18 protein-coding genes are annotated in these 20201 nt (G+C 66.6%); 2 read left to right on the plus strand and 16 right to left on the minus strand.

The window, feature by feature from the left end:
- Positions 1-8: 8 nt before the first annotated feature.
- The 5 genes from prpF to H681_RS04155 form a co-directional block, all read right to left on the minus strand.
- On the minus strand, positions 9-1196 hold the full coding sequence (prpF, locus tag H681_RS04135; protein WP_015475578.1) for a 2-methylaconitate cis-trans isomerase PrpF: 1188 nt from the start codon (positions 1194-1196) through the stop codon (positions 9-11).
- A 137-nt stretch (positions 1197-1333) separates the two neighbouring features.
- Positions 1334-3943: a Fe/S-dependent 2-methylisocitrate dehydratase AcnD gene (gene acnD / locus H681_RS04140; protein WP_015475579.1), complete on the minus strand. Its 2610-nt coding sequence runs from the start codon at positions 3941-3943 to the stop codon at positions 1334-1336.
- A gap of 14 nt (positions 3944-3957) precedes the next feature.
- Positions 3958-5118, minus strand: coding sequence for a bifunctional 2-methylcitrate synthase/citrate synthase (prpC, locus tag H681_RS04145; RefSeq protein ID WP_015475580.1), 1161 nt, complete (start codon positions 5116-5118; stop codon positions 3958-3960).
- A gap of 128 nt (positions 5119-5246) precedes the next feature.
- Positions 5247-6134, minus strand: a complete 888-nt coding sequence (gene prpB, locus H681_RS04150; RefSeq protein WP_015475581.1) for a methylisocitrate lyase — start codon at positions 6132-6134, stop codon at positions 5247-5249.
- Between the two features lie 3 nt (positions 6135-6137).
- Positions 6138-6842: a GntR family transcriptional regulator gene (locus H681_RS04155; protein WP_015475582.1), complete on the minus strand. Its 705-nt coding sequence runs from the start codon at positions 6840-6842 to the stop codon at positions 6138-6140.
- Between the two features lie 228 nt (positions 6843-7070).
- On the opposite strand from H681_RS04155, the gene H681_RS04160 reads away from it, so the two are divergent.
- Complete coding sequence (locus H681_RS04160) at positions 7071-7682, plus strand: class I SAM-dependent methyltransferase (RefSeq protein WP_015475583.1); 612 nt, start codon at positions 7071-7073, stop codon at positions 7680-7682.
- A gap of 95 nt (positions 7683-7777) precedes the next feature.
- Here H681_RS04160 and H681_RS04165 read toward each other — a convergent pair whose 3' ends face one another.
- Together H681_RS04165 and H681_RS04170 are read right to left on the minus strand one after the other, a co-directional pair.
- A complete protein-coding gene (locus H681_RS04165) occupies positions 7778-8020 on the minus strand; it encodes a hypothetical protein (RefSeq protein WP_015475584.1) in 243 nt (80 codons plus the stop codon).
- Between the two features lie 116 nt (positions 8021-8136).
- A complete protein-coding gene (locus H681_RS04170; RefSeq protein WP_015475585.1) occupies positions 8137-9030 on the minus strand; it encodes an NmrA family NAD(P)-binding protein in 894 nt (297 codons plus the stop codon).
- 169 nt (positions 9031-9199) lie between these two features.
- On the opposite strand from H681_RS04170, the gene H681_RS04175 reads away from it, so the two are divergent.
- A complete protein-coding gene (locus H681_RS04175; RefSeq protein WP_015475586.1) occupies positions 9200-10168 on the plus strand; it encodes an AraC family transcriptional regulator in 969 nt (322 codons plus the stop codon).
- A gap of 186 nt (positions 10169-10354) precedes the next feature.
- Here H681_RS04175 and H681_RS04180 read toward each other — a convergent pair whose 3' ends face one another.
- The 9 genes from H681_RS04180 to H681_RS04220 all read right to left on the minus strand — a co-directional run bounded on the left by H681_RS04180 (position 10355) and on the right by H681_RS04220 (position 20140).
- Positions 10355-10804, minus strand: a complete 450-nt coding sequence (locus H681_RS04180; protein ID WP_015475587.1) for a hypothetical protein — start codon at positions 10802-10804, stop codon at positions 10355-10357.
- A 194-nt stretch (positions 10805-10998) separates the two neighbouring features.
- Positions 10999-12282: a sigma-54-dependent transcriptional regulator gene (locus tag H681_RS04185; protein WP_236620527.1), complete on the minus strand. Its 1284-nt coding sequence runs from the start codon at positions 12280-12282 to the stop codon at positions 10999-11001.
- A gap of 47 nt (positions 12283-12329) precedes the next feature.
- On the minus strand, positions 12330-14225 hold the full coding sequence (locus H681_RS04190; RefSeq protein ID WP_086009543.1) for a sensor histidine kinase: 1896 nt from the start codon (positions 14223-14225) through the stop codon (positions 12330-12332).
- An 80-nt stretch (positions 14226-14305) separates the two neighbouring features.
- Positions 14306-15979: a gamma-glutamyltransferase gene (ggt, locus tag H681_RS04195; protein ID WP_015475590.1), complete on the minus strand. Its 1674-nt coding sequence runs from the start codon at positions 15977-15979 to the stop codon at positions 14306-14308.
- Between the two features lie 69 nt (positions 15980-16048).
- On the minus strand, positions 16049-16783 hold the full coding sequence (locus tag H681_RS04200; RefSeq protein ID WP_015475591.1) for an amino acid ABC transporter ATP-binding protein: 735 nt from the start codon (positions 16781-16783) through the stop codon (positions 16049-16051).
- Positions 16780-17448, minus strand: a complete 669-nt coding sequence (locus H681_RS04205; protein ID WP_086009545.1) for an amino acid ABC transporter permease — start codon at positions 17446-17448, stop codon at positions 16780-16782. Before H681_RS04205 ends, H681_RS04200 begins: the two co-directional genes overlap by 4 nt.
- Positions 17445-18191: an amino acid ABC transporter permease gene (locus tag H681_RS04210; RefSeq protein WP_015475593.1), complete on the minus strand. Its 747-nt coding sequence runs from the start codon at positions 18189-18191 to the stop codon at positions 17445-17447. Before H681_RS04210 ends, H681_RS04205 begins: the two co-directional genes overlap by 4 nt.
- A gap of 194 nt (positions 18192-18385) precedes the next feature.
- The gene (locus H681_RS04215; RefSeq protein WP_015475594.1) at positions 18386-19294 is read right to left on the minus strand and encodes a glutamate/aspartate ABC transporter substrate-binding protein; all 909 of its coding nucleotides are present in this window, start codon (positions 19292-19294) and stop codon (positions 18386-18388) included.
- A gap of 231 nt (positions 19295-19525) precedes the next feature.
- A complete protein-coding gene (locus tag H681_RS04220) occupies positions 19526-20140 on the minus strand; it encodes a phosphatase PAP2 family protein (RefSeq protein ID WP_041711719.1) in 615 nt (204 codons plus the stop codon).
- Between the last annotated feature and the right edge of the window lie 61 nt (positions 20141-20201).

A 20201-nucleotide genomic window follows, 5' to 3' on the forward strand; every position in this document is an offset into this window, starting at 1 on the left:
TCCAGCGATCAGAACGAATCGCCCGGCACCCGTACCCAGCCTTCCATAAGGATGCGCGAGCTGCGGCTCATGATGGCCTTGGTCACGGTCCATTCACCGTTCACCTGCTTCGCCTCCGCACCCACGCGCAGGGTGCCGGAGGGGTGGCCGAAGCGTACGGCGCTGCGCTCGCCACCGCCGGCGGCGAGGTTCACCAGGGTGCCGGGGATGGCCGCAGCGGTGCCGATGGCCACGGCGGCGGTGCCCATCATCGCGTGGTGCAGCTTGCCCATCGAGAGTGCGCGCACCAGCAGGTCGACGTCGCCGGCCTGGACTTGCTTGCCGCTGGAAGTGACGTAGTCCTTCGCCGGCGCGACGAAGGCGATCTTCGGCGTGTGCTGGCGGGTCGCGGCTTCTTCCGGGGTCTTGATCAGGCCCATGCGCAGGGCGCCGGCGATGCGGAATTTCTCGAAGCGCGCCAGTTGCTCGGGGTCGCCATTGATCGCTTCGCGCAGCTCGGCGCCGGTGTAGCCGATGTCCTGGGCGTTGACGAAGATGGTCGGGATGCCGGCGGTGATCATGGTCGCCTTGAAGGTGCCGATGCCCGGAACCTCCAGGTCGTCCACCAGGTTGCCGGTGGGGAACATGGCGCCGCCGTCTTCACCGTCGTCGGACGGGTCGAGGAACTCCAGCACGATCTCGGCGGCGGGGAAGGTCACGCCGTCCAGCTCGAAGTCGCCGGTCTCCTGCACCTGGCCGTTGGTGACGGGCACGTGGGCGATGATGGTCTTCTGGATGTTGGCCTGCCAGATGCGCACCACGCAGGTGCCGTTGTCCGGGATGCGCGACGGATCGACCAGGCCGGCGTGGATGGCGAAGGAGCCGGCGGCGGTGGAGAGGTTGCCGCAGTTGCCGCTCCAGTCGACGAAGGCCTTGTCGATGGAAATCTGCCCGTAGAGGTAGTCGACGTCGTGGTCCGGCTGGGTGCTTTTCGACAGGATCACGCACTTGCTGGTGCTGGAGGTCGCGCCGCCCATGCCGTCGATGTGCGCGCTGTACGGATCGGGGCTGCCGATCACGCGCATGAACAGCTTGTCGCGGGCCGCGCCGGGCACCTGGCAGCGCTCGGGCAGGTCCTGCAGGCGGAAGAACACGCCCTTGCTGGTGCCGCCGCGGATGTAGGTGGCGGGGATCTTCACTTGGGGTACGTGGGGCATGGGACTTGGTCCTGTCTGCTTTTCGTAGGAGCGAGCTTGCTCGCGAACAGCCCCGCTGCGGGGGTGGGTTCGCGAGCAAGCTCGCTCCTACAGGTAGTCATGGCGCGGGCCGGTGGATCCGGCCCGCGCGGGTTACATCACGCCACGGACGACTCGAGGAAGTCCTTGGCGAAGCGCTGCAGCACGCCGCCGGCGTTGTACACCTTCACTTCGGCGGCGGTGTCCAGGCGGCAGGTGACCGGAACTTCGACCACTTCACCATTGCGGCGATTGACCACCAGGGTCAGGTCGCAGCGCGGCGAGACGTCGCCCTTGATGTCGTAGGTCTCGGTGCCGTCCAGGCCCAGGGTCAGGCGGGTGGTGCCCGGCTTGAACTCCACCGGCAGCACGCCCATGCCCACCAGGTTGGTGCGGTGGATGCGCTCGAAGCCTTCGGCCACGATCACTTCCACGCCCGCCAGGCGAACGCCCTTGGCCGCCCAGTCGCGGGACGAGCCCTGGCCGTAGTCGGCGCCGGCCACGATGATCAGGTTCTGCTTGCGGTTCATGTAGGTTTCGATGGCTTCCCACATGCGCATCACCTTGCCTTCCGGCTCGACGCGGGCCAGCGAACCCTTCTTCACCTCACCGTTGACCACGGCCATTTCGTTGACCAGCTGCGGGTTGGCGAAGGTGGCGCGCTGGGCGGTCAGGTGGTCGCCGCGGTGGGTGGCGTAGGAGTTGAAGTCCTCCTCCGGCAGGCCCATTTTCGCCAGGTACTCACCGGCGGCCGAGTCCGCCAGGATGGCGTTGGACGGCGACAGGTGATCGGTGGTGATGTTGTCCGGCAGGATTGCCAGCGGACGCATGCCTTTCAGCGTGCGCTCGCCCGCGAGTGCGCCTTCCCAGTACGGCGGACGGCGGATGTAGGTGGACATCGGGCGCCAGTCGTACAACGGGCTTTCCGCTTCCTGCACACTGCCCAGGTCGAACATCGGGATGTAGACCTGCTTGAACTGCTCGGGCTTGACGCTGGCGGCGACGATGGCGTCGATCTCCTCGTCGGACGGCCAGAGGTCCTTCAGGGTGACCGGGTTGCCGTTCTTGTCGGTGCCCAGCGGGTCCTGCTCGATGTCGAAGCGCACGGTGCCGGCGATGGCGTAGGCGACCACCAGCGGCGGCGAGGCGAGGAAGGCCTGCTTGGCGTAGGGGTGGATGCGCCCGTCGAAGTTGCGGTTGCCCGAGAGCACGGCGGTGGCGTACAGGTCGCGGTCGATGATCTCTTTCTGGATCACCGGGTCCAGCGCGCCGGACATGCCGTTACAAGTGGTGCAGGCATAGGCGACGATGCCGAAGCCGAGCTTCTCCAGCTCCGGCAGCAGGCCGGCTTCTTCCAGGTACAGCTTGGCGACTTTCGAACCCGGCGCGAAGGAGGTCTTCACCCACGGCTTGCGGATCATGCCCAGCGCGTTGGCCTTCTTCGCCACCAGGCCGGCGGCGATGACGTTACGCGGGTTGGAAGTGTTGGTGCAGCTGGTGATGGCGGCGATGATCACCGCGCCGTCGGGCATCAGGCCCTGGGCTTCTTCACCCTTGCCGGCTTGCAGCTTGGCTTCGTCGGCGATGCCGCGCTCGGCCAGCGCCGAGGTCGGCAGGCGGCGGTGCGGGTTGGACGGGCCGGCCATGTTGCGCACGACGCTGCCCAGGTCGAACTCCAGCACGCGCTCGTACTCGGCGGTTTCCAGAGCGGTGCTCCAGAGGCCGAGGGTCTTGGCGTAGTTTTCCACCAGCGCCACCTGCTCGGGCTCGCGGCCGGTGAGCTTGAGGTAGTCGATGGTCTGGCCGTCGATGTAGAACATCGAGGCGGTGGCGCCGTATTCCGGGCACATGTTGGAGATGGTCGCGCGGTCGCCGATGGTCAGGCTGTCCGCCCCTTCGCCGAAGAACTCGACGTAGGCGCCGACCACGCGCTCCTTGCGCAGGAACTCGGTGATCGCCAGGACGATGTCGGTGGCGGTGATGCCCGGCTTGCGCTTGCCGGTGAGCTTGACGCCGACGATGTCGGGCAGGCGCATCATCGACGGGTGGCCCAGCATCACGGTCTCGGCTTCGAGGCCACCGACGCCGATGGCGATCACGCCCAGGGCGTCCACGTGCGGGGTGTGCGAGTCGGTGCCGACGCAGGTGTCGGGGAAGGCCACGCCACCGCGCGCCTGGACCACCGGGCTCATTTTCTCCAGGTTGATCTGGTGCATGATGCCGTTGCCGGCCGGGATCACGTCGACGTTCTTGAACGCGGTCTTGGTCCAGTCGATGAAGTGGAAGCGATCCTCGTTGCGGCGGTCCTCGATGGCGCGGTTCTTCTCGAAGGCATCCGGGTCGAAGCCCGCGGCTTCCACGGCCAGCGAGTGGTCGACGATCAACTGGGTCGGCACCACCGGGTTGACCTTGGACGGGTCGCCGCCTTTCTCTGCGATGGCGTCACGCAGGCCGGCCAGGTCGACCAGCGCGGTCTGGCCGAGGATGTCGTGGCAGACCACGCGCGCCGGGTACCAGGGGAAGTCCAGGTCGCGCTTGCGGTAGACCAACTGCTCCAGGGAGGCGGTCAGGTCCTGCGGATCGCAGCGGCGCACCAGCTGTTCGGCCAGCACGCGGGAGGTGTAGGGGAGTTTGTCCCAGGCGCCGGCCTGGATCGCGTCGACGGCCTCGCGGGCGTCGAAGTAATCCAGTGCGGTGCCGGGCAGGCGTTTGCGGAATTGAGTGTTCATCATGCTGTTCCTAATTAAGCCCGGTCCTTGAGCGGCACGAACTGCAGATCTTCCGGGCCGACGTAGTTGGCGCTCGGGCGGATGATCTTGCCGTCGATGCGCTGCTCGATGACGTGGGCGGACCAGCCGGCGGTACGGGCGATCACGAACAGCGGGGTGAACATGGCGGTCGGCACGCCCATCATGTGGTAGCTGACGGCGCTGAACCAGTCGAGGTTGGGGAACATCTTCTTGATTTCCCACATCACGCTTTCCAGGCGCTCGGCGATGTCATACATCTTGGTGTTGGACTGCTCGTTCGACAGCTGGTGAGCGACTTCCTTGATCACCTTGTTGCGCGGGTCGGACACGGTGTAGACCGGGTGGCCGAAGCCGATCACCACTTCCTTGCGCTCGACGCGGGCACGGATGTCCGCCTCGGCTTCGTTCGGGTTGTCGTAGCGCTTCTGGATCTCGAAGGCCACCTCGTTGGCGCCGCCGTGTTTCGGGCCGCGCAGCGCGCCGATGGCGCCGGCGATGCAGGAGAACATGTCCGAACCGGTACCGGCGATCACGCGGGAGGTGAAGGTGGAGGCGTTGAACTCGTGCTCGGCGTACAGGTTGAGCGAGGTGTGCATGGCGCGCACCCAGGACTCGCGGGGCTTCTCGCCGTGCAGCAGGTGCAGGAAGTGGCCGCCGATGGAGTCGTCGTCGGTCTCGACGTCGATGCGCTTGCCGTTGTGGCTGAAGTGGTACCAGTAGAGCAGCGCGGAGCCCAGGGACGCCATCAGCTTGTCGGCGATGTCGCGGGCGCCCGGATGGTTGTGGTCGTCCTTCTCCGGCGACAGGCAGCCGAGCACGGACACGGCGGTGCGCATCACGTCCATCGGGTGGGCCGAGGGCGGCAGGGTTTCCAGGGCGGCCTTGACGCCGGCCGGCAGGCCGCGCAGGGCTTTGAGCTTGGCCTTGTAGCCGGCCAGTTCGGCAGCGTTGGGCAGCTTGCCGTGGACCAGCAGGTGGGCGATTTCCTCGAAGTCGCAGCGGTTGGCGAAGTCCAGGACGTCATAGCCACGGTAGTGCAGGTCGTTGCCGGTACGGCCGACGGTGCACAGGGCGGTGTTGCCAGCGGCGGTGCCACTCAGGGCCACGGACTTCTTCGGCTTGAAGCCGGTGGTGGTTTCTGCGGTAGCGCTCATCGCGTGTCTCCTCATCAAATCCGGTTGCTTGTTCTTGTCCCCCGGCACAGGGCGGGGTATCGGTTCGAATCTGGTTGGCGGATAACGCCCTTGGCGTTATGCGCCCTACTCATCGTTCAGTCTCGTGCTTACTTCTTGCCGGCTGCGAACAGCGCGTCGAGCTTCTGCTCGAAGGCGTGGTAGCCGATGCGGTCGTACAGCTCGGCACGGGTCTGCATCAGCTCGATCACGTTCTGCTGGTGGCCTTCCTGGCGGATCGCGGTGTACACGGCTTCGGCGGCCTTGTTGGCGGCGCGGAAGGCGGACAGCGGATACAGCTGGATGGCCACGCCGACCGAGGCCAGCTCGTCGCGGGTGAACAGCGGGGTGGCGCCGAACTCGGTGATGTTGGCCAGGATCGGCACGTTCAGCGCATCGACGAAGCGCTTGTAGGTCGGCAGGTCGTAGGCGGCTTCGGCGAAGATCGCATCGGCGCCGGCCTCGACGTAGCGCTGGCAGCGTTCGATGGCGGCGTCCACGCCTTCGGCCTGGATGGCGTCGGTGCGGGCGATCAGGAAGAAGTTCGGGTCGGTCTTGGCGTCGGCGGCGGCTTTCACGCGGTCGGCCATTTCCTCGACGGAGACGATTTCCTTGCCCGGACGGTGACCGCAGCGCTTGGCGCCAACCTGGTCCTCGATGTGGGCGGCAGCGGCGCCGGCCTTGATCAGGTTCTTCACGGTGCGCTCGATGTTGAAGGCGCTGGGGCCGAAGCCGGTGTCGATGTCCACCAGCAGCGGCAGGTCGCAGACGTCGGTGATGCGGCGCACGTCGGTGAGCACGTCGTCCAGGGTATTGATGCCCAGGTCCGGCAGGCCGAGGGAGCCCGCCGCCACGCCGCCACCGGAGAGGTAGATGGCCTTGAAGCCGGCGCGCTTGGCCAGCAGCGCGTGGTTGGCGTTGATCGCGCCGATCACCTGCAGCGGCTTTTCTTCGGCAAGGGCTTCACGGAAACGTTGACCGGCGGTCTTGTAGCTCATTGTTCACCTCGTTTGTTGGTGGGCGTCCAGGTAGTGACGCTCCACATTGCGTTTCGAGGCGCCGATGTGACGGCGCATCAGCAACTCGGCCAGTTCGCCGTCACGGTCGGCGATGGCATCGAGAATCCGGTGGTGCTCGGCGAAGGCCTGGCGCGGCCGGTTGGGCGTCGCCGAGAACTGCAGACGGTACATGCGCACCAGCTGGTACAGCTCGCCGCAGAGCATGCGGGTGAGGGTGCGGTTGCCGCTGCCCTGGATGATCCGATAGTGGAAGTCGTAGTCGCCTTCCTGCTGGTAGTAGCCGCGGCCGGCCTGGAACGCCTCGTCGCGCTCGTGGGTGTCGAGCACCCGGCGCAGCTCGTCGATCTCGGCCTGGCTCATGCGCTCGGCGGCGAGGCGGCAGGCCATGCCTTCGAGGGACTCGCGGATCTCGTAGAGCTCCAGCAGCTCTTCGTGGCTCAGCGACACCACCCGCGCGCCGACGTGCGGCACGCGCACCAGCAGTTTCTGGCCTTCCAGGCGGTGGATCGCCTCGCGCAGCGGGCCGCGGCTGATGCCGTAGGTGCGCGCCAGTTCCGGCTCGGAAATCTTGCTGCCGGGGGCGATCTCGCCTTTGACGATGGCCGACTGGATCTTGCGGAACACGTGTTCCGACAGAGTTTCGCTGTCGTCCGCAACAAGGCTTGGCAGGGGCAGGCTATCGTTCATGGTGTCGACAATCTTCTTGATGTGCGGCGAAAGCTACCCCTCCAGGGCGCCTTGGTCAATGAAGAACTGATGAATTGTCGACAATCGTCTAACAAGCCCCTGGGTTTATGCCCGGCCGGGCCGGTCAGCCGGAGGCGTTGTCCGCGAGAATGGCGGATATCCCCTCGTCAGGACCTGTGCCGGCGCCGCCCAGGCCCGCTAGGATCGGCGGAAAAACGGAGACTGCGCATGGAACTCTACGACCGCTATATCCTGCCCCGGCTGATCGATTTCGCCTGCGGCATGGGCGATGTGATGAAGCAGCGCTCGCTGCTGGTGCCCCGCGCCCACGGCCGGGTGCTGGAGATCGGCCTGGGTACCGGGCTGAACCTGTCGTTCTACGATCCGGCGAAAGTGTCGACAATCGTCGGCGTCGATCCGGCGGCGCAGATGCAGAAGCTGGCCCGCGAGCGCGCCGCGCGCATCGGCATCCCGGTGGAGATGGTGGCGCTGGAGCTGGGCGAGATCCGCGCCGAGGCCGGCAGTTTCGACAGCATCGTCTGTACCTTCACCCTGTGCAGCATCCCCGATGCGCTGGCGGCGCTGAAGGAAATGCGCCGGGTGCTCAAGCCGGGCGGCGAGCTTTTTTTCTGCGAACACGGCCTGGCGCCGGACGCCAGCGTGCGCGCCTGGCAGCACCGGCTGACGCCGGTGTGGAAGCCGCTGGCCGGCGGCTGTCACCTCGACCGCGACATGCCGGCGCTGCTCCAGGCCGGCGGCTTCACGCTGCGCGAGCTGGTCCAGGACTACCTGCCGGGCCCCCGGCCGATGACCTATGTCTACCGCGGCGTGGCCGACTGAGCTGGCTCGGAGCCTGTTTGACTCGCTGGCGCTCGCTACTCCCGTTGTTCGCTGTGCCTTGTTCTGTCCTGGTTCGGGAGATCGTGAACAGGCTCTCAGGCGGCGCGATGCAGCGGGGTGACGCTGAGGATGTGCGAACTGGCGAGGAACAGGTCCTGTACCGCGCCGCTGGGCGCTTCGCCGTTCTGGCAGTCGTCCAGGCGCACCATGACGGGCGCATGGCCTTCGTGCAGGGCCAGGAAGTCTTCCCGGCTGATGCGGCCGTGAAGGATGCGTTGCGGGCGGTAGGGAGACCAGGTCTCCACTTCGACCCAGAGGCTATCGGGATCGTGATGCATGGCGGATGGTCCGGTGGGAAAAATGGGGTACCTACTCTAGACAGCGGATCTGGACCAAATTCATCGGGGACCTCCGATAAATTTGTAGGAAATTATGTTCATCTGGGGTGCTCGCCCTACGGCAATGCTGCAAAAGCGGCCGCCCAGTCCTTGGCGAAGGCTTCGAACGGTGTCGTCGTGGTATTGGCCGGCGAGCGAGCCTCCCGCGCACGCACTCGCCCGCTGTTGATCGCCTCGGCCAGTTCCGCGTAGCAGCCCGCCACGCTGGCGGAGCAACCGGCCTCCTGCAGGGCCGTGGCCAGTTCCTCCGGCGACACCTGGACATAGGGCAACTGCGGTTTGCCGATGGCGGCGCCGAGCAGGCGGGTGGCTTCGGCGTAGCCGAGGTCGCGCTGGCCGAGCAGTTCGCGAGTCGCCACGCCCTGCCAGTCCCGTTCGAGCAGGGCGCGGCTGGCGGCATCGGCTACGTCGGCGGTGGCAATCATGGGGACCGGCACGTCCGGCGCCACCGCGTCGCTGTAGCAGCCGCAGGCGCGGACGATTTCCAGCGCGCCGTAGAGGTTCTCGAACAGCGCGCCGGAACGCAGCATCAGTACGTTCACCTCCGCCGGCAGCGTGCGCAGGCGCTGTTCCTGGTCGTGCATGCTGATGATCGGCCCGCTGCCGGACGACAGATCCGCCCCGACGCTGCTGAGGAACACCACACGGCGCACGCCGCTGCTGCGGATGGCGTGCAGGATGGCCTCGCCCTGGGCGGCCTGCCGGTTGCGGTAATCCTCGGTGTCCGGCCCGTAGGCGAGCAGCGTGTAGACCGCCTCGGCGCCCTGGAAGGCCTTGCCGAGGAAGTCGGCGTCGTCCGGCTCGCCGATGGCGATCTGCGCGCCGGCTTCGGCCAGTGGCGCCAGGCGTTCGGCATTGCGCCCGAGGGCGCGGACCGGCACGCCGGCATTGAGCAGGGTCTGGCAGATTCTTGAACCGGTGCGACCGGTGGCGCCCATTACGGTGATCATGGCGATGTCCTCGTGGTGGGCCTGTCCCGCGGCGCCCGCCGTGGGTTCGTTGGCTTAGGGCCAGTCTCACGCGGAAGGGCCGGACGGTTAATGCCTGGGAGTCGCTATTTCATGCTCATTCGTCCAGAGGTGTTGGACGTTGGCGGCGCGGCGGGCCAGTCTCGACTCCATGAAACCGTCGCCCGCTTTTGCCGAGCCGACCGATGCCTGGGCCTCCATCGATCCCCTGGGCGAGGCCCTGCATTTCCTGCGTATGAGCGGGACCTTCTACTGCCGCTCGGAATTTACCGCGCCCTGGGGCCTGGAGCTGCCGGCCATGCCGCAGTGCCTGATGTTCCACGTGCTGACCGTGGGCGAGTGCTGGCTGGAGGCGGACGGTGAGGCGCCGCGCCGGTTGGCGCCCGGCGATCTGCTGCTGGTGCCCCACGGCGAAGGGCACCGCTTGGTCAGCGCCCCGGGCGAAGCAGCGGCGGGGCTGTTCGGCCTGCCACGCGCCTACGCCAGCGACCGCTACGAAGTGCTGCGCCAGGGCGGCGGGGGCGAGCCGACGGCGATGATCTGCGGCGCGGTGCGTTTCGACCATCCCGCCGCGCTGCAACTGGTGCGTTTGCTGCCGCGTGTGCTGGAGGCGCGGATCAGCGATCCCGGGCAGCGCGACTGGCTGCTGAGCACGCTGCGGCTGATGGAGGACGAGGCGCGGGCGATGCGGCCGGGCGGAGAGACGGTGATCACCCGGCTGGCCGACATCCTGGTGATCCAGGCCATCCGCGTCTGGATCGAGCAGGACCCGGCGGCGCAGATCGGCTGGCTTGGCGCATTGCAGGATCGCCAGCTCGGCCGTGCGCTGAGCCTGATCCACCGAGAGCCGGCGCGGGACTGGAGCCTGGTGGCGCTGGCCGAAGCGGCGGCCATGTCCCGCTCGGCCTTCGCCGCGCGTTTCGCCGAGCAGGTCGGCATGCCGGCCATGCACTACGTCACCCGCTGGCGCATGCATGTGGCGCTGGGCTGGCTGCAGGAGCGCGAGATCGCCGTGGCGGAATTGGCCGAGCGTCTGGGCTACCAGTCCGAGGCTGCGTTCAGCCGGGCGTTCAAGCGCTGTATCGGTGTTTCGCCGGGGAGCGTGCGGCGCAGCCTGTAGGGTCGTGCGATCGCGCGTACGTGACGGGGAATGACGGAGTCAGCCTTCCGGGGCAGGTTCGCGAGCAAGCTCGCTCCTACGAAGAGCACCGTCGTGCAGAGTTGGCCTGTAGGAGTGAGCTTGCTCGCGAACCGCACGGCACGATGGCCAGTGCAGCCGGAGGCCGCTCCCAAGAAGGCGCGCTGATCAGAGCTGGATATCGTCGCGGATCAGTACGCAGGTGCAGCCGTCGTTGTCTTCGCGCCAGTCGTGGAGGAAGTACATCTGGATCTTGCCGGCATCCATGACGGCCAGGAAATCGCCCACTTCCGGAACGAAGAAGGCCGGCGTGCCCGGCTCGGCTTCGGCCTCCAGGCGGGCGTTGAAGAACAGCGCCGGGTCGGCGTCGTCGAAGAACTCTTCGCGCTCGGCGGCGTCCCACTCGACGGGGGCTTCGAAGGGACCGAGGAAGAGGACCTTGGCGTCGCCCATGTCGAGTTCTTCGGCGTCCGGGTCGTTGTCGTCCGGGCGGTAGACGTTGGCGTCCAGCGCCTCGGTACTGGCGAGGATGGCGCGGCGAGCGGCCATGCGCTGCTGCGGGTCGACGCCGGCGTCGGCACAGAGCTGGTTCCAGAGGGTTTCGGCTTGGGTGGACATGGGGGCTCCCGCTCGTGCGGCCGGTGGAAAGGGCGATAGTGTCCGGGACACTTCACTTCAGATCAATGGGGCGCTCCGCCGCGTGGCTTTTCGATTGTAGGAGCGAGCTTGCTCGCGAACGCTTTTCGCCGGGGATCACGATATAGGGCGGGTTCGCGGGCAAGCTCGCTCCTACGAAGAGCCGATTGCGTCGTTCACTCGCCCTTCAGGCCGTACTTCTTCACCTTGTCGAACAGCGTGGTCTTGGCCATGCCCAGGGCGTGCGCCGCCTGGCTGAGGTTGCCGGCGTGGCGCTCCAGGGCGGTGGACAGCAGGCTCTTCTCGAAGGCCTCCACGGCTTCGGCGAAGCGCGGTTCGCCCGCGTCCGGGCCGAGGTTTCCGCCGGCCAGCACCGGCAGGCCGAGGGCGAAGCGTTCGGCGACGTTGCGCAGTTCGCGCACGTTGCCCGGCCAGTCGTGGGCCATCAGGGTGGCGGCGGTGGCGTTGTCGATGGTGGGCGCTGCGCGGTCGAAGCGCAGCGAGGACTGCTGCAGGAAGTGTTCGAAGAGCATCAGGATGTCTTCGCGCCGTTCGCGCAGCGGCGGCAGGTTGAGGGTGACGACGTTGAGGCGGTAGTAGAGATCGCTGCGGAAGCTGCCGTCGCGGCCCATGGCGGCGAGGTCGGATTTGGTCGCGGCGATCACCCGGCAATCCACGCGGATCAGTTCGTTGGAACCCAGGCGTTCCAGCTGCTGTTCCTGCAGCACGCGCAGCAGCTTGATCTGCAGGTTCAGCGGCATGCTCTCGATCTCGTCGAGGAACAGGCTGCCACCGTTGGCGTGCTCGATCTTGCCGATCCGCCGCTTGCCGGCGCCGGTGAAGGCGTGGGCCTCGTGGCCGAAGATCTCGCTGTCGATCAGGCTTTCCGGCAGGCCGCCGCAGTTGAGTGCGACGAAGGGCTTGGCTTGGCGCCGGCTGGAGTCGTGCAGGCAACGGGCGACCAGCTCCTTGCCGGTGCCGGTTTCGCCTTCGATGAGTACATTGGCCGAGGTATCGGCGACGTTGGCGATCAGCTCGCGCAGCGCCTGCATGGCCGGCGAGCGGCCGATCAGCCGGCTTTCCAGGGCCTGGCGGCCGGCGAGCTGGCGGCGCAGCTGGCTGACTTCACGGGTCAGCGCACGCTGGGCCAGCGCCCGGCGCGCGGTGTCGACCAGGCGCTCGGGGGAGAAGGGTTTCTCCATGAAGTCGTAGGCGCCGTCGCGCATGGCCTTGACCGCCATCGCGATGTCGCCGTGTCCGGTGATCAGCACCACCGGCAGGCTGGGGTCCAGCGCCTTGAGCCGTTCCAGCAGTTGCAGGCCGTCCATGCCGGGCATGCGGATGTCGCTGACGACGATGCCGGGGAAGTCTACGCCAACCTTTTTCAGCGCTTCCTCGGCGCTGCCGACGCCATCGCTGTCGATGTCTTCCAGGGCCAGCGCCTGTTGGCAGCCGAGCAATACGTGCGGGTCATCCTCGACGACCAGGACGCGCAGGGATTCTTCGCTCATGCAGGGTTCTCCAGGGCAGGCAGCAGCGGCAGGTAGAGCTCGAAGGCGGTGCCGCCGGCCTCCGGGTAGGCCACGCTCAGGCTGCCGCCGGCGGCGGTGGCGAGGCTGGCCGAAAGGGTCAGGCCCAGGCCCAGGCCGAGTTCGCCGGGCTTGGTGGTGAAGAAGGGTTCGAACAGGTGCGCTCGCGCGTCCTGCGGTATGCCGGGGCCGTTGTCGCGGACCACCAGGCGGTAGTGGTCGTCGCCCTCGATGCGGCCTTCCAGCCAGAGCTGGCGGTCGTCCTGCGGGCTCATGGCGTCCAGCGCGTTGGCGACCAGGTTGACCAGGATCTGCTCCAGGCGGGTCTGGTCGATAGCCAGGCGGGCGTCGGGGAAGTCGCGGTGCAGGCTCACCGGCACCTGCTTGAGGCGCACCTGCAGGACCATCACCGCGGCATCCACCGCCTTGCCCAGGCTGGCCTGGCCGTGGTCGTCGGCGCGCCGGGCGAAGGCGCGCAGGCTGGCGGTGATGCGGCCCATGCGGTCAACCATTTCGTTGATGGCGACCAGGTTGCTGCTGGCGATGTCCAGCTTGCCGCGCGCCAGGAAGCGCACGGTGTTGCCCGAAAGGGTGCGCAATGCCGCCAGCGGCTGGTTGAGCTCGTGGGCGATGCTGGTGGACATCTGCCCGATCACCGCCAGCTTGCCGGCCTGCACCAGGCGGTCCTGGGCCTTGCGCAGGGTGTCTTCGGCCTGGCGGCGTTCGCGGATCTGTTCACGCAGGTGCTGGTTGCTGGCGCGCAGATCGCTGGTGCGCTCGGCGATGCGCCGCTCCAGGGCGTTGTTGGCCTGCTCCAGCGCCTCACGGGCGGCGAGGCGGGTGGCGATGACCTTGCGCCGCTCGTTCCAGGCGATCAGCAGGAAGGCCAGCAGGGCGAAGCCCAGGGCGGCGAGCATGCCGTGGATCATGGCTTCGCGGCGTACGTCGTGGAGCGGGCTGAGCAGGGTGAAGTTCCACGAGGTGTCCTTCAGCCGGCGGGTCTGCATCAGGTAGCTGACGGGGTTGTGGCCGTCGGCTTCGGGCGATTGCGGCGGGAAGCTGATTTCTTCCACGCCCTCGCCCAGGGGACGGCGGGCCAGCGGCTGCCATTCGTTGAGCGCCCACCAGTAGTACTGCAGGCTGCGCGCCAGGCGCTCCTTGTCGTCGGCGCTCAGCGGGCGTACCGCCTTCAGGCGCAGGGCGGGATCGCTGGAGAGGATGATGATGCCGTTCTCGTCGCTGACGAAGGCTTGCAGGCGGGCTTTTTCCCAGCGCTCTTCGAGCGCCTCCATCTTCACCTTGACCACCGCCACGCCGATGATCCTGTCGCCGCTGACCAGGCCGTGGGCCAGGTAGTAGCCCGGCTCGCCGGAGGTGCTGTCCATGCCGTAGAAGCGTCCGGGGCGGCCGGCCATTGCGTCCTGGAAGTAGGCGCGGAACGACTGGTCCTCGCCCTGGTAGCTTTCCACGTTCTGCCAGTTGCTGGTGGCCAGCACTCGTCCGGAGGTGTCCAGCAGGTAGATGGCACGGCTGCCGGCGCGGCGGTTCAAGCCTTCGAGGTAGGCATTGACCAGGTTGCGGTTGTAGGGGGAGGGATCGAGCAGCAGGCGCGTGACGTTCTTTTCCAGCTCCAGCACGCTGGGCAGGTAGGTGTAGCGGCTCATCTCGCTCTCCACGCCGCGGGCGTGCAGTTCGAGCTGGCGTTCGCCGCTGCCGATCAGGGCGCGGGTGCCGGCGCCGTCGCTGATCAGGTAGCCGCCATAGCCGAAGCCCAGGGTGAGCAGGAGCAGCAGGATAGGCAACAGGAAGTTGCGCAGCAGGCGTGGCTTCACGGTAAGCGATGATGGCAATGGGCTGGACGCGCATTGCAGCACAGTCGCCGGGACCGAACCAGCCCGACGCCGGGGGGCGGCGATGGACTGGCTCGGGTACCACACGGTGCGCCTCGCGCGAGTTACTGGGCAACCACCAGTCCGACGCCGCGGCCACGCGGATCGGAGGCGGTTTCCAGGGCCTTGCCGTTCACACGGATGGCCTGGATGTCACCCATGTTCCAGCCCTGGTCTTCCAGGGTGTAACCCATGCCTTTGAGCTCGTCGGCGACCTTGCCGGTGAGCGGTGCGTAGGCGTCGTAGTAGATAGTGTCCTTGGGCAGCAGTTGGTGATGCACGCGTTGCGCGGCCACGGCCTTTTCCAGGGGCAGGTGGAAGTCGTAGACGTTGTTCAGCACCTGGAAGATCGAGGTGAAGATCCGCGAGCCGCCGGGGGTGCCCAGCACCAGGCTGACCTGGCCGTCGCGGGTGACGATGCTCGGGCTCATGGAGGAGAGCATGCGCTTGCCCGGCTCGATGGCGTTGGCGTCGCTGCCGACCACACCGAAGGCGTTGGCCACGCCCGGCTTGGCGCTGAAGTCGTCCATCTCGTCGTTGAGCAGGAAGCCGGCGCCCTTGACCACCACGCCGCTGCCGAAGTCCCAGTTGAGGGTGTAGGTGTTGCTGACGGCGTTGCCGTCCTTGTCGACGATGGAGAAGTGCGTGGTCTGGTGCGGCTCCAGGCCCGGACGGACCTTCTCGGTGGGCGAGATGGCGTTCGGGTTGACCTCGGTGGCGCGCTTGGCGATGTAGGCCGGGGCGGTCAGTTGGGCCTCGGGCACCTTGGAGAAGTCCGGGTCGCCCAGGTAGTCGGCGCGGTCGGCGAACACGCGCTTCTCGATTTCCGCGAGCAGGTGGATGTACTTGGCGGAGTTCAGCTCCACGCCCTTGAAGTCGGCGGCGCGCTGTTCCTTGATGCCGATCAGCTGGGCCAGGGCGATGCCGCCTGAGCTCGGCAGCGGTGCGGTGTACAGGGTGTTGCCCTGCCAGTCGATGCGCATCGGTTCGCGCCACTTGGCCTCGTAGCCGGAGAGGTCTTCCTGGGTGATCAGGCCGCCGTCGTGCTTCATCTGCGCGACCAGCAGCTTGGCGGTCTCGCCCTTGTAGAAGTCGTCCGGCCCCTTGTCGGCGATGCGCTCCAGGGTCTTGGCCAGCTCCGGCTGCTTGAAGGTTTCGCCCGGCGACAGGGTGCCGAAGTAGTCGCCGAAGTTGGTCTTGCCGTTGAACAGCGCGATGGCGTCCTGGCGGTACTGGTACTGCTGGTCGGCGACCTTGAAGCCGGTCCTGGCGTAGCCGATGGCCGGGGTCAGCAGTTCGCTCCACTTCAGCTTGCCGAAGCGCTTGTGCGCTTCCCACAGGCCCATCACGGTGCCGGGCACGCCGGCGGCCTTGGTGCCCACCAGGCTGAGGTTCTCGATCACCTCGCCCTTGTCGTTCAGGTACATGGTCTTGGTCGCGGCCTTGGGGGCGATCTCGCGGTAGTCGAGGAAGTAGGGCTTGCCGTCGACGTACAGGGTCATGAAGCCACCGCCGCCGATGTTGCCGGCTTCGGGGTAGGTGACCGCGAGGGTGAAGGCGGTAGCGACCGCGGCGTCGACGGCGTTGCCGCCTTTCTTCAGGACGTCGGCGGCGACCTTGGCGCCGTACTGGTCCGGTGCTGCGACCGCGCCGCCGTCGAGGCTGGCGGCGAACACCGAGGAACTGGCGGCGAGGATCGCGACGCCCAGGGGCAGCTTGCTGAAGTGGAACACGCGCATGGAGCTTCCTTATTTATTCTTGTGTTTGCGGTGAGGTGAGGCGCCCGGAAGACCGGAGGCTTCGGTGGATCAGTGGGGCAGGATCTTGGCGAGGAACTGCTGGGTACGCTCGGCGCGGTTCTGCAGGTCGCCGAAGAACTCCTCCTTCGGGCAGTCCTCGACGATCTGCCCGCGGTCCATGAAGATCACCCGGTCGGCGACCTTGCGCGCGAAGCCCATCTCGTGGGTCACGCACATCATGGTCATGCCTTCGTGGGCGAGCTGGACCATCACGTCGAGCACCTCGTTGACCATCTCCGGGTCGAGCGCCGAGGTCGGTTCGTCGAACAGCATCACGATCGGGTCCATCGCCAGGGCACGGGCGATGGCCACGCGCTGCTGCTGGCCGCCGGAGAGCTGGCCGGGGTGCTTGTGCGCGTGTTCCTTGAGGCCGACGCGGTCGAGCAGCTTCATGCCCTTGTCCATCGCCTCTTCCTTGCTCCGCCCCAGCACCTTGCGCTGGGCGATGGTGAGGTTCTCGGTGATGGTCAGGTGCGGGAACAGTTCGAAGTGCTGGAACACCATGCCGACGCGGGAGCGCAGTTTCGGCAGGTCGGTCTTGGGGTTGGCGATGGAGGTGCCGTCGACGGTGATGTCGCCCTTCTGGAAGGGCTCCAGCGCGTTGACGCACTTGATCAGGGTCGACTTGCCCGAGCCGGACGGCCCGCAGACCACCACCACTTCACCCTTGGACACCTTGGTGTTGCAGTCGGTGAGCACCTGGAAGTCGCCATACCACTTGCTGACGTTATCGATGGAGATCATACGGTTAACCTTTTCTGCAGGCGCTTCACGCCGAAGGACGCGGCGAAGCTGATGACGAAGTAGACGAGACCGGCGAAGATCAGGAACTCATGGGGTTGGCCGATGATGTCGCCACGGGAACGGGCGGCGTTGAGGAAGTCCATCAGGCCCACCGAGTAGACCAGCGAGGTGTCCTGGAACAGGATGATGCTCTGCTGCAGCAGCAGCGGGGTCATCTTGCGGAACGCCTGGGGCAGGATGATCAGGCGCATGGCCTGGCCGTAGGTCATGCCCAGGGCGTAGGACGCGCCGATCTGGCCTTTCGGGATGGCCTGGATGCCGGCGCGGACGATCTCGCAGTAGTAGGCCGCCTCGAACATCATGAAGGCCACCAGGCACGAGGTGAACGCACCGACCGGGGTGTCCTGGCCGGTGATCCAGCGCAGGATGAAGGGCACCGCGAAGTAGAACCAGGTGATCACCAGCAGCAGCGGGATCGAACGGAAGTAGTTCACGTAGAAGCCGGCGATGTTCGACAGCAGCTTGCTGTTGGACAGCCGCATCAGCGCCAGGATGGTGCCCAGCACCACGCCGCCCAGCACGCCCAGCACCATCAGTTGCAGGGTGCTGAGCATGCCTTCCCACAGGCCGGGGAGGGCGGGGACGATCTGACTGAAGTCCATCATTTACCTCCCACGGAAATCAGGCCCGGGACCGCGACCTTCTTCTCGATGAAGCGCATGCCGAGCATCAGGCTCATGTTCAGGGTGAAGTAGATCAGCGTGGCCAGGGTGAAGGCCTCGAACAGGTTGGCGCTGAACTCGGCGGTCTGCTTGGTCTGCGCCAGCAGTTCCATGAGGCCGATCAGCGAGGCCACCGAGGAGTTCTTGAAGACGTTGAGGAACTCGGAGGTGAGCGGCGGAATGATGATCCGGAAGGCCTGCGGCAGCAGTACGTGGCGGTAGATCGCCGGCAGGCGGAAACCCATCGCGCTGGCGGCGGCGAGCTGGCCCTTGGGCAGCGCCTGGATGCCGGTGCGCACCTGCTCGCAGACCCGCGCGGCGGTGAATAGCCCCAGGCATACGACCACGCTGATGAAGGCCGAGGTTTCCGGCGCCAGCCCCAGCTTGAACCAGTCCTGGATCGGCTGCGGCAGGTAGTCCGGCACCAGGAAGTACCAGATGAACAATTGCACCAGCAGCGGCACGTTGCGGAACAGTTCCACGTAGGCGGTGGCGATGCCGGACAGCCAGCGGTTGGGCAGGGTGCGCATCACGCCCAGCAGCGAGCCGAGCGTCAGCGCGATGACCCAGGCCGCGAGCGAGACGGCGATGGTCCAGCCCAGGCCGGTGACGTACCAGTCCAGGTAGCGCTCGTCGCCAATCCCGGTGGACTTGAAGAACACGCCCCAGTCCCAGTTGTAATCCATGACGGGTTTCCCCTCGGTTGCTTTGCACGGTTGCTTTAGTACGCTACGCGACCGGACGCGGGCGCAAGGCCGCCCGCCACCCGCGGGTAGCGGGTGTTCCGGCATCGTCATCAGGAGTAGTGGGCCGGGAGCGCATGGCTTGCGCTCCCGATCCCCGCGTGGCTACGCCTTGTGAACGCAGCCGCGCGCGACCGTTACATCTGCTCGGCAGCCTTGTCGGTCGGAGTGGCGATCAGCTTCTTGAGCTCATCGCTCATCGGGAAATTGAGGTTCAGGTTCTTCGGCGGGATCGGCTGCATGAACCACTTGTCGTAGATCTTGTTCACTTCACCCGAGGCAAAGGTATCGGAGATGGCCTTGTCGACCACCTTCTTGAACGGCGCGTCGCCCTTGCGCACCATGCACGCGTAGATCTCGTAGGACTGCGGCTTGCCGACCACGTGCCAGTCGTCCGGTTTCTTGGCCTTGGCCATTTCGCCGTAGAGCAGCGCATCGTCCATCATGAAGGCCACGGCGCGGCCGGATTCGAGCATCAGGAAGGACTCGCCGTGGTCCTTGGCCGAGATGATGTTCATGCCCATCTTCTTCTCGGCGTTCATCTGCTTGAGCAGACGTTCGGAGGTGGTGCCGGCGGTGGTCACCACGTTCTTGCCGTTCAGGTCGGAGAAGTCGTTGATGCCCGAGGTGGTCTTGGTCAGCAGGCGGGTGCCCACTTCGAAGATGCCGACGGAGAAGTCGACCTGCTTCTGGCGCTCCAGGTTGTTGGTGGTGGAGCCGCACTCGATGTCCACGGTGCCGTTCTGCACCAGCGGAATGCGGGTCTGGGAGGTGACCAGGTTGTAGCGCACCTTCAGGTCGGGCAGGTTCAGCTCTTTCTTCAGGGCATCGACGACCTTCAGTTGCAGGTCGTGGGAGTAGCCCACCGGCTGGCGCGGATTGGTGGCGAGGTAGGAGAAGGGGATGGAGGCGTCACGGTGGCCGAGGACGACGGTGCCGGAGTCCTTGATCTTCTTCAGGGTACCGGTGAGCTCTTCGGCGACGACGGGAGTGGCGAGCAGGGCTGCGACAATGGCGGCGCCCAACGCACGGGGTGCGAAACGCATGGAATCTACCTCGACTGGTTGTGTTTGTTATTCAGTCCTGCGACCGGCGAGGGTAGCCATGCCGCATGCTCGGGGTGAAAAGGAGCAGGCTCTGTGCCAACTTCTAGTATTGTTTTTAACTTATTGAATTAAAACGATATTTTGTATTTTTCCGGTGCGCCTGAAGCTGGACGATGTTCGGTTATCCGAAAATTTTCCGAATTGTCGTTCGGAAATCCGAACGAGGTAATGTCAGACGTCCGGCTGGTCGGCCCATTGTCCGCGCTGAAACGGCAGTTCGCGGTCGGCCAGGTGCGCGGCCAGGCGTTCCAGCAGGTGATGAGTGGGCGCGCGCACGCCAGTGAGGCCCTGCGCGGCGCCGAGGGCCAGGACCAGCGCCAGTACCGCTGGAGTGAAGGCCGGCAGGCGCAGGCGGGTCGCGCCGAGGAAGACCGCGCTGGCCCCCAGCCCCAAGGCAAGGCCGGCGTAGACCTCCGCCGGGGAGTGCACGCCGATCGCCAGCCGCGAGAGGCCGACCAGTACCGCCAGCCCCCCGGCCAGCCCGGCGGCGGCCAGCGCCCGGGGGCGAGTGCCGCAGAGTTGGGCGGCGAGAGCGGGCAACAGGCAGCCGGCCATCATGCTATGGCCGGAAATACCGGTGAAGTTCCAGGCTGGAATACCGATGCCCCAGCCCATGAACGCTAGCTTGGAGAACACCACCAGGGCGCATGCCAGGCCGAACACCGCCAGCCAGAGCACGGCCTTGGCCGCTTCGCCGCGGTACAGCAGCCAGGCGAAGAGGAAGGCTGCCGCGGGCAGCAGCAGCGCGCTATCGCCGAGCCGGGTGATCAGGGGCCAGAGGTTCATGGTGCGCCGCAGCACAGGGGAGTGGCGGGCACCTTAGCACGCCGGTCGCCGGTCCATGCGT

Source organism: Pseudomonas sp. ATCC 13867 (assembly GCF_000349845.1).
Lineage (GTDB): Bacteria > Pseudomonadota > Gammaproteobacteria > Pseudomonadales > Pseudomonadaceae > Pseudomonas.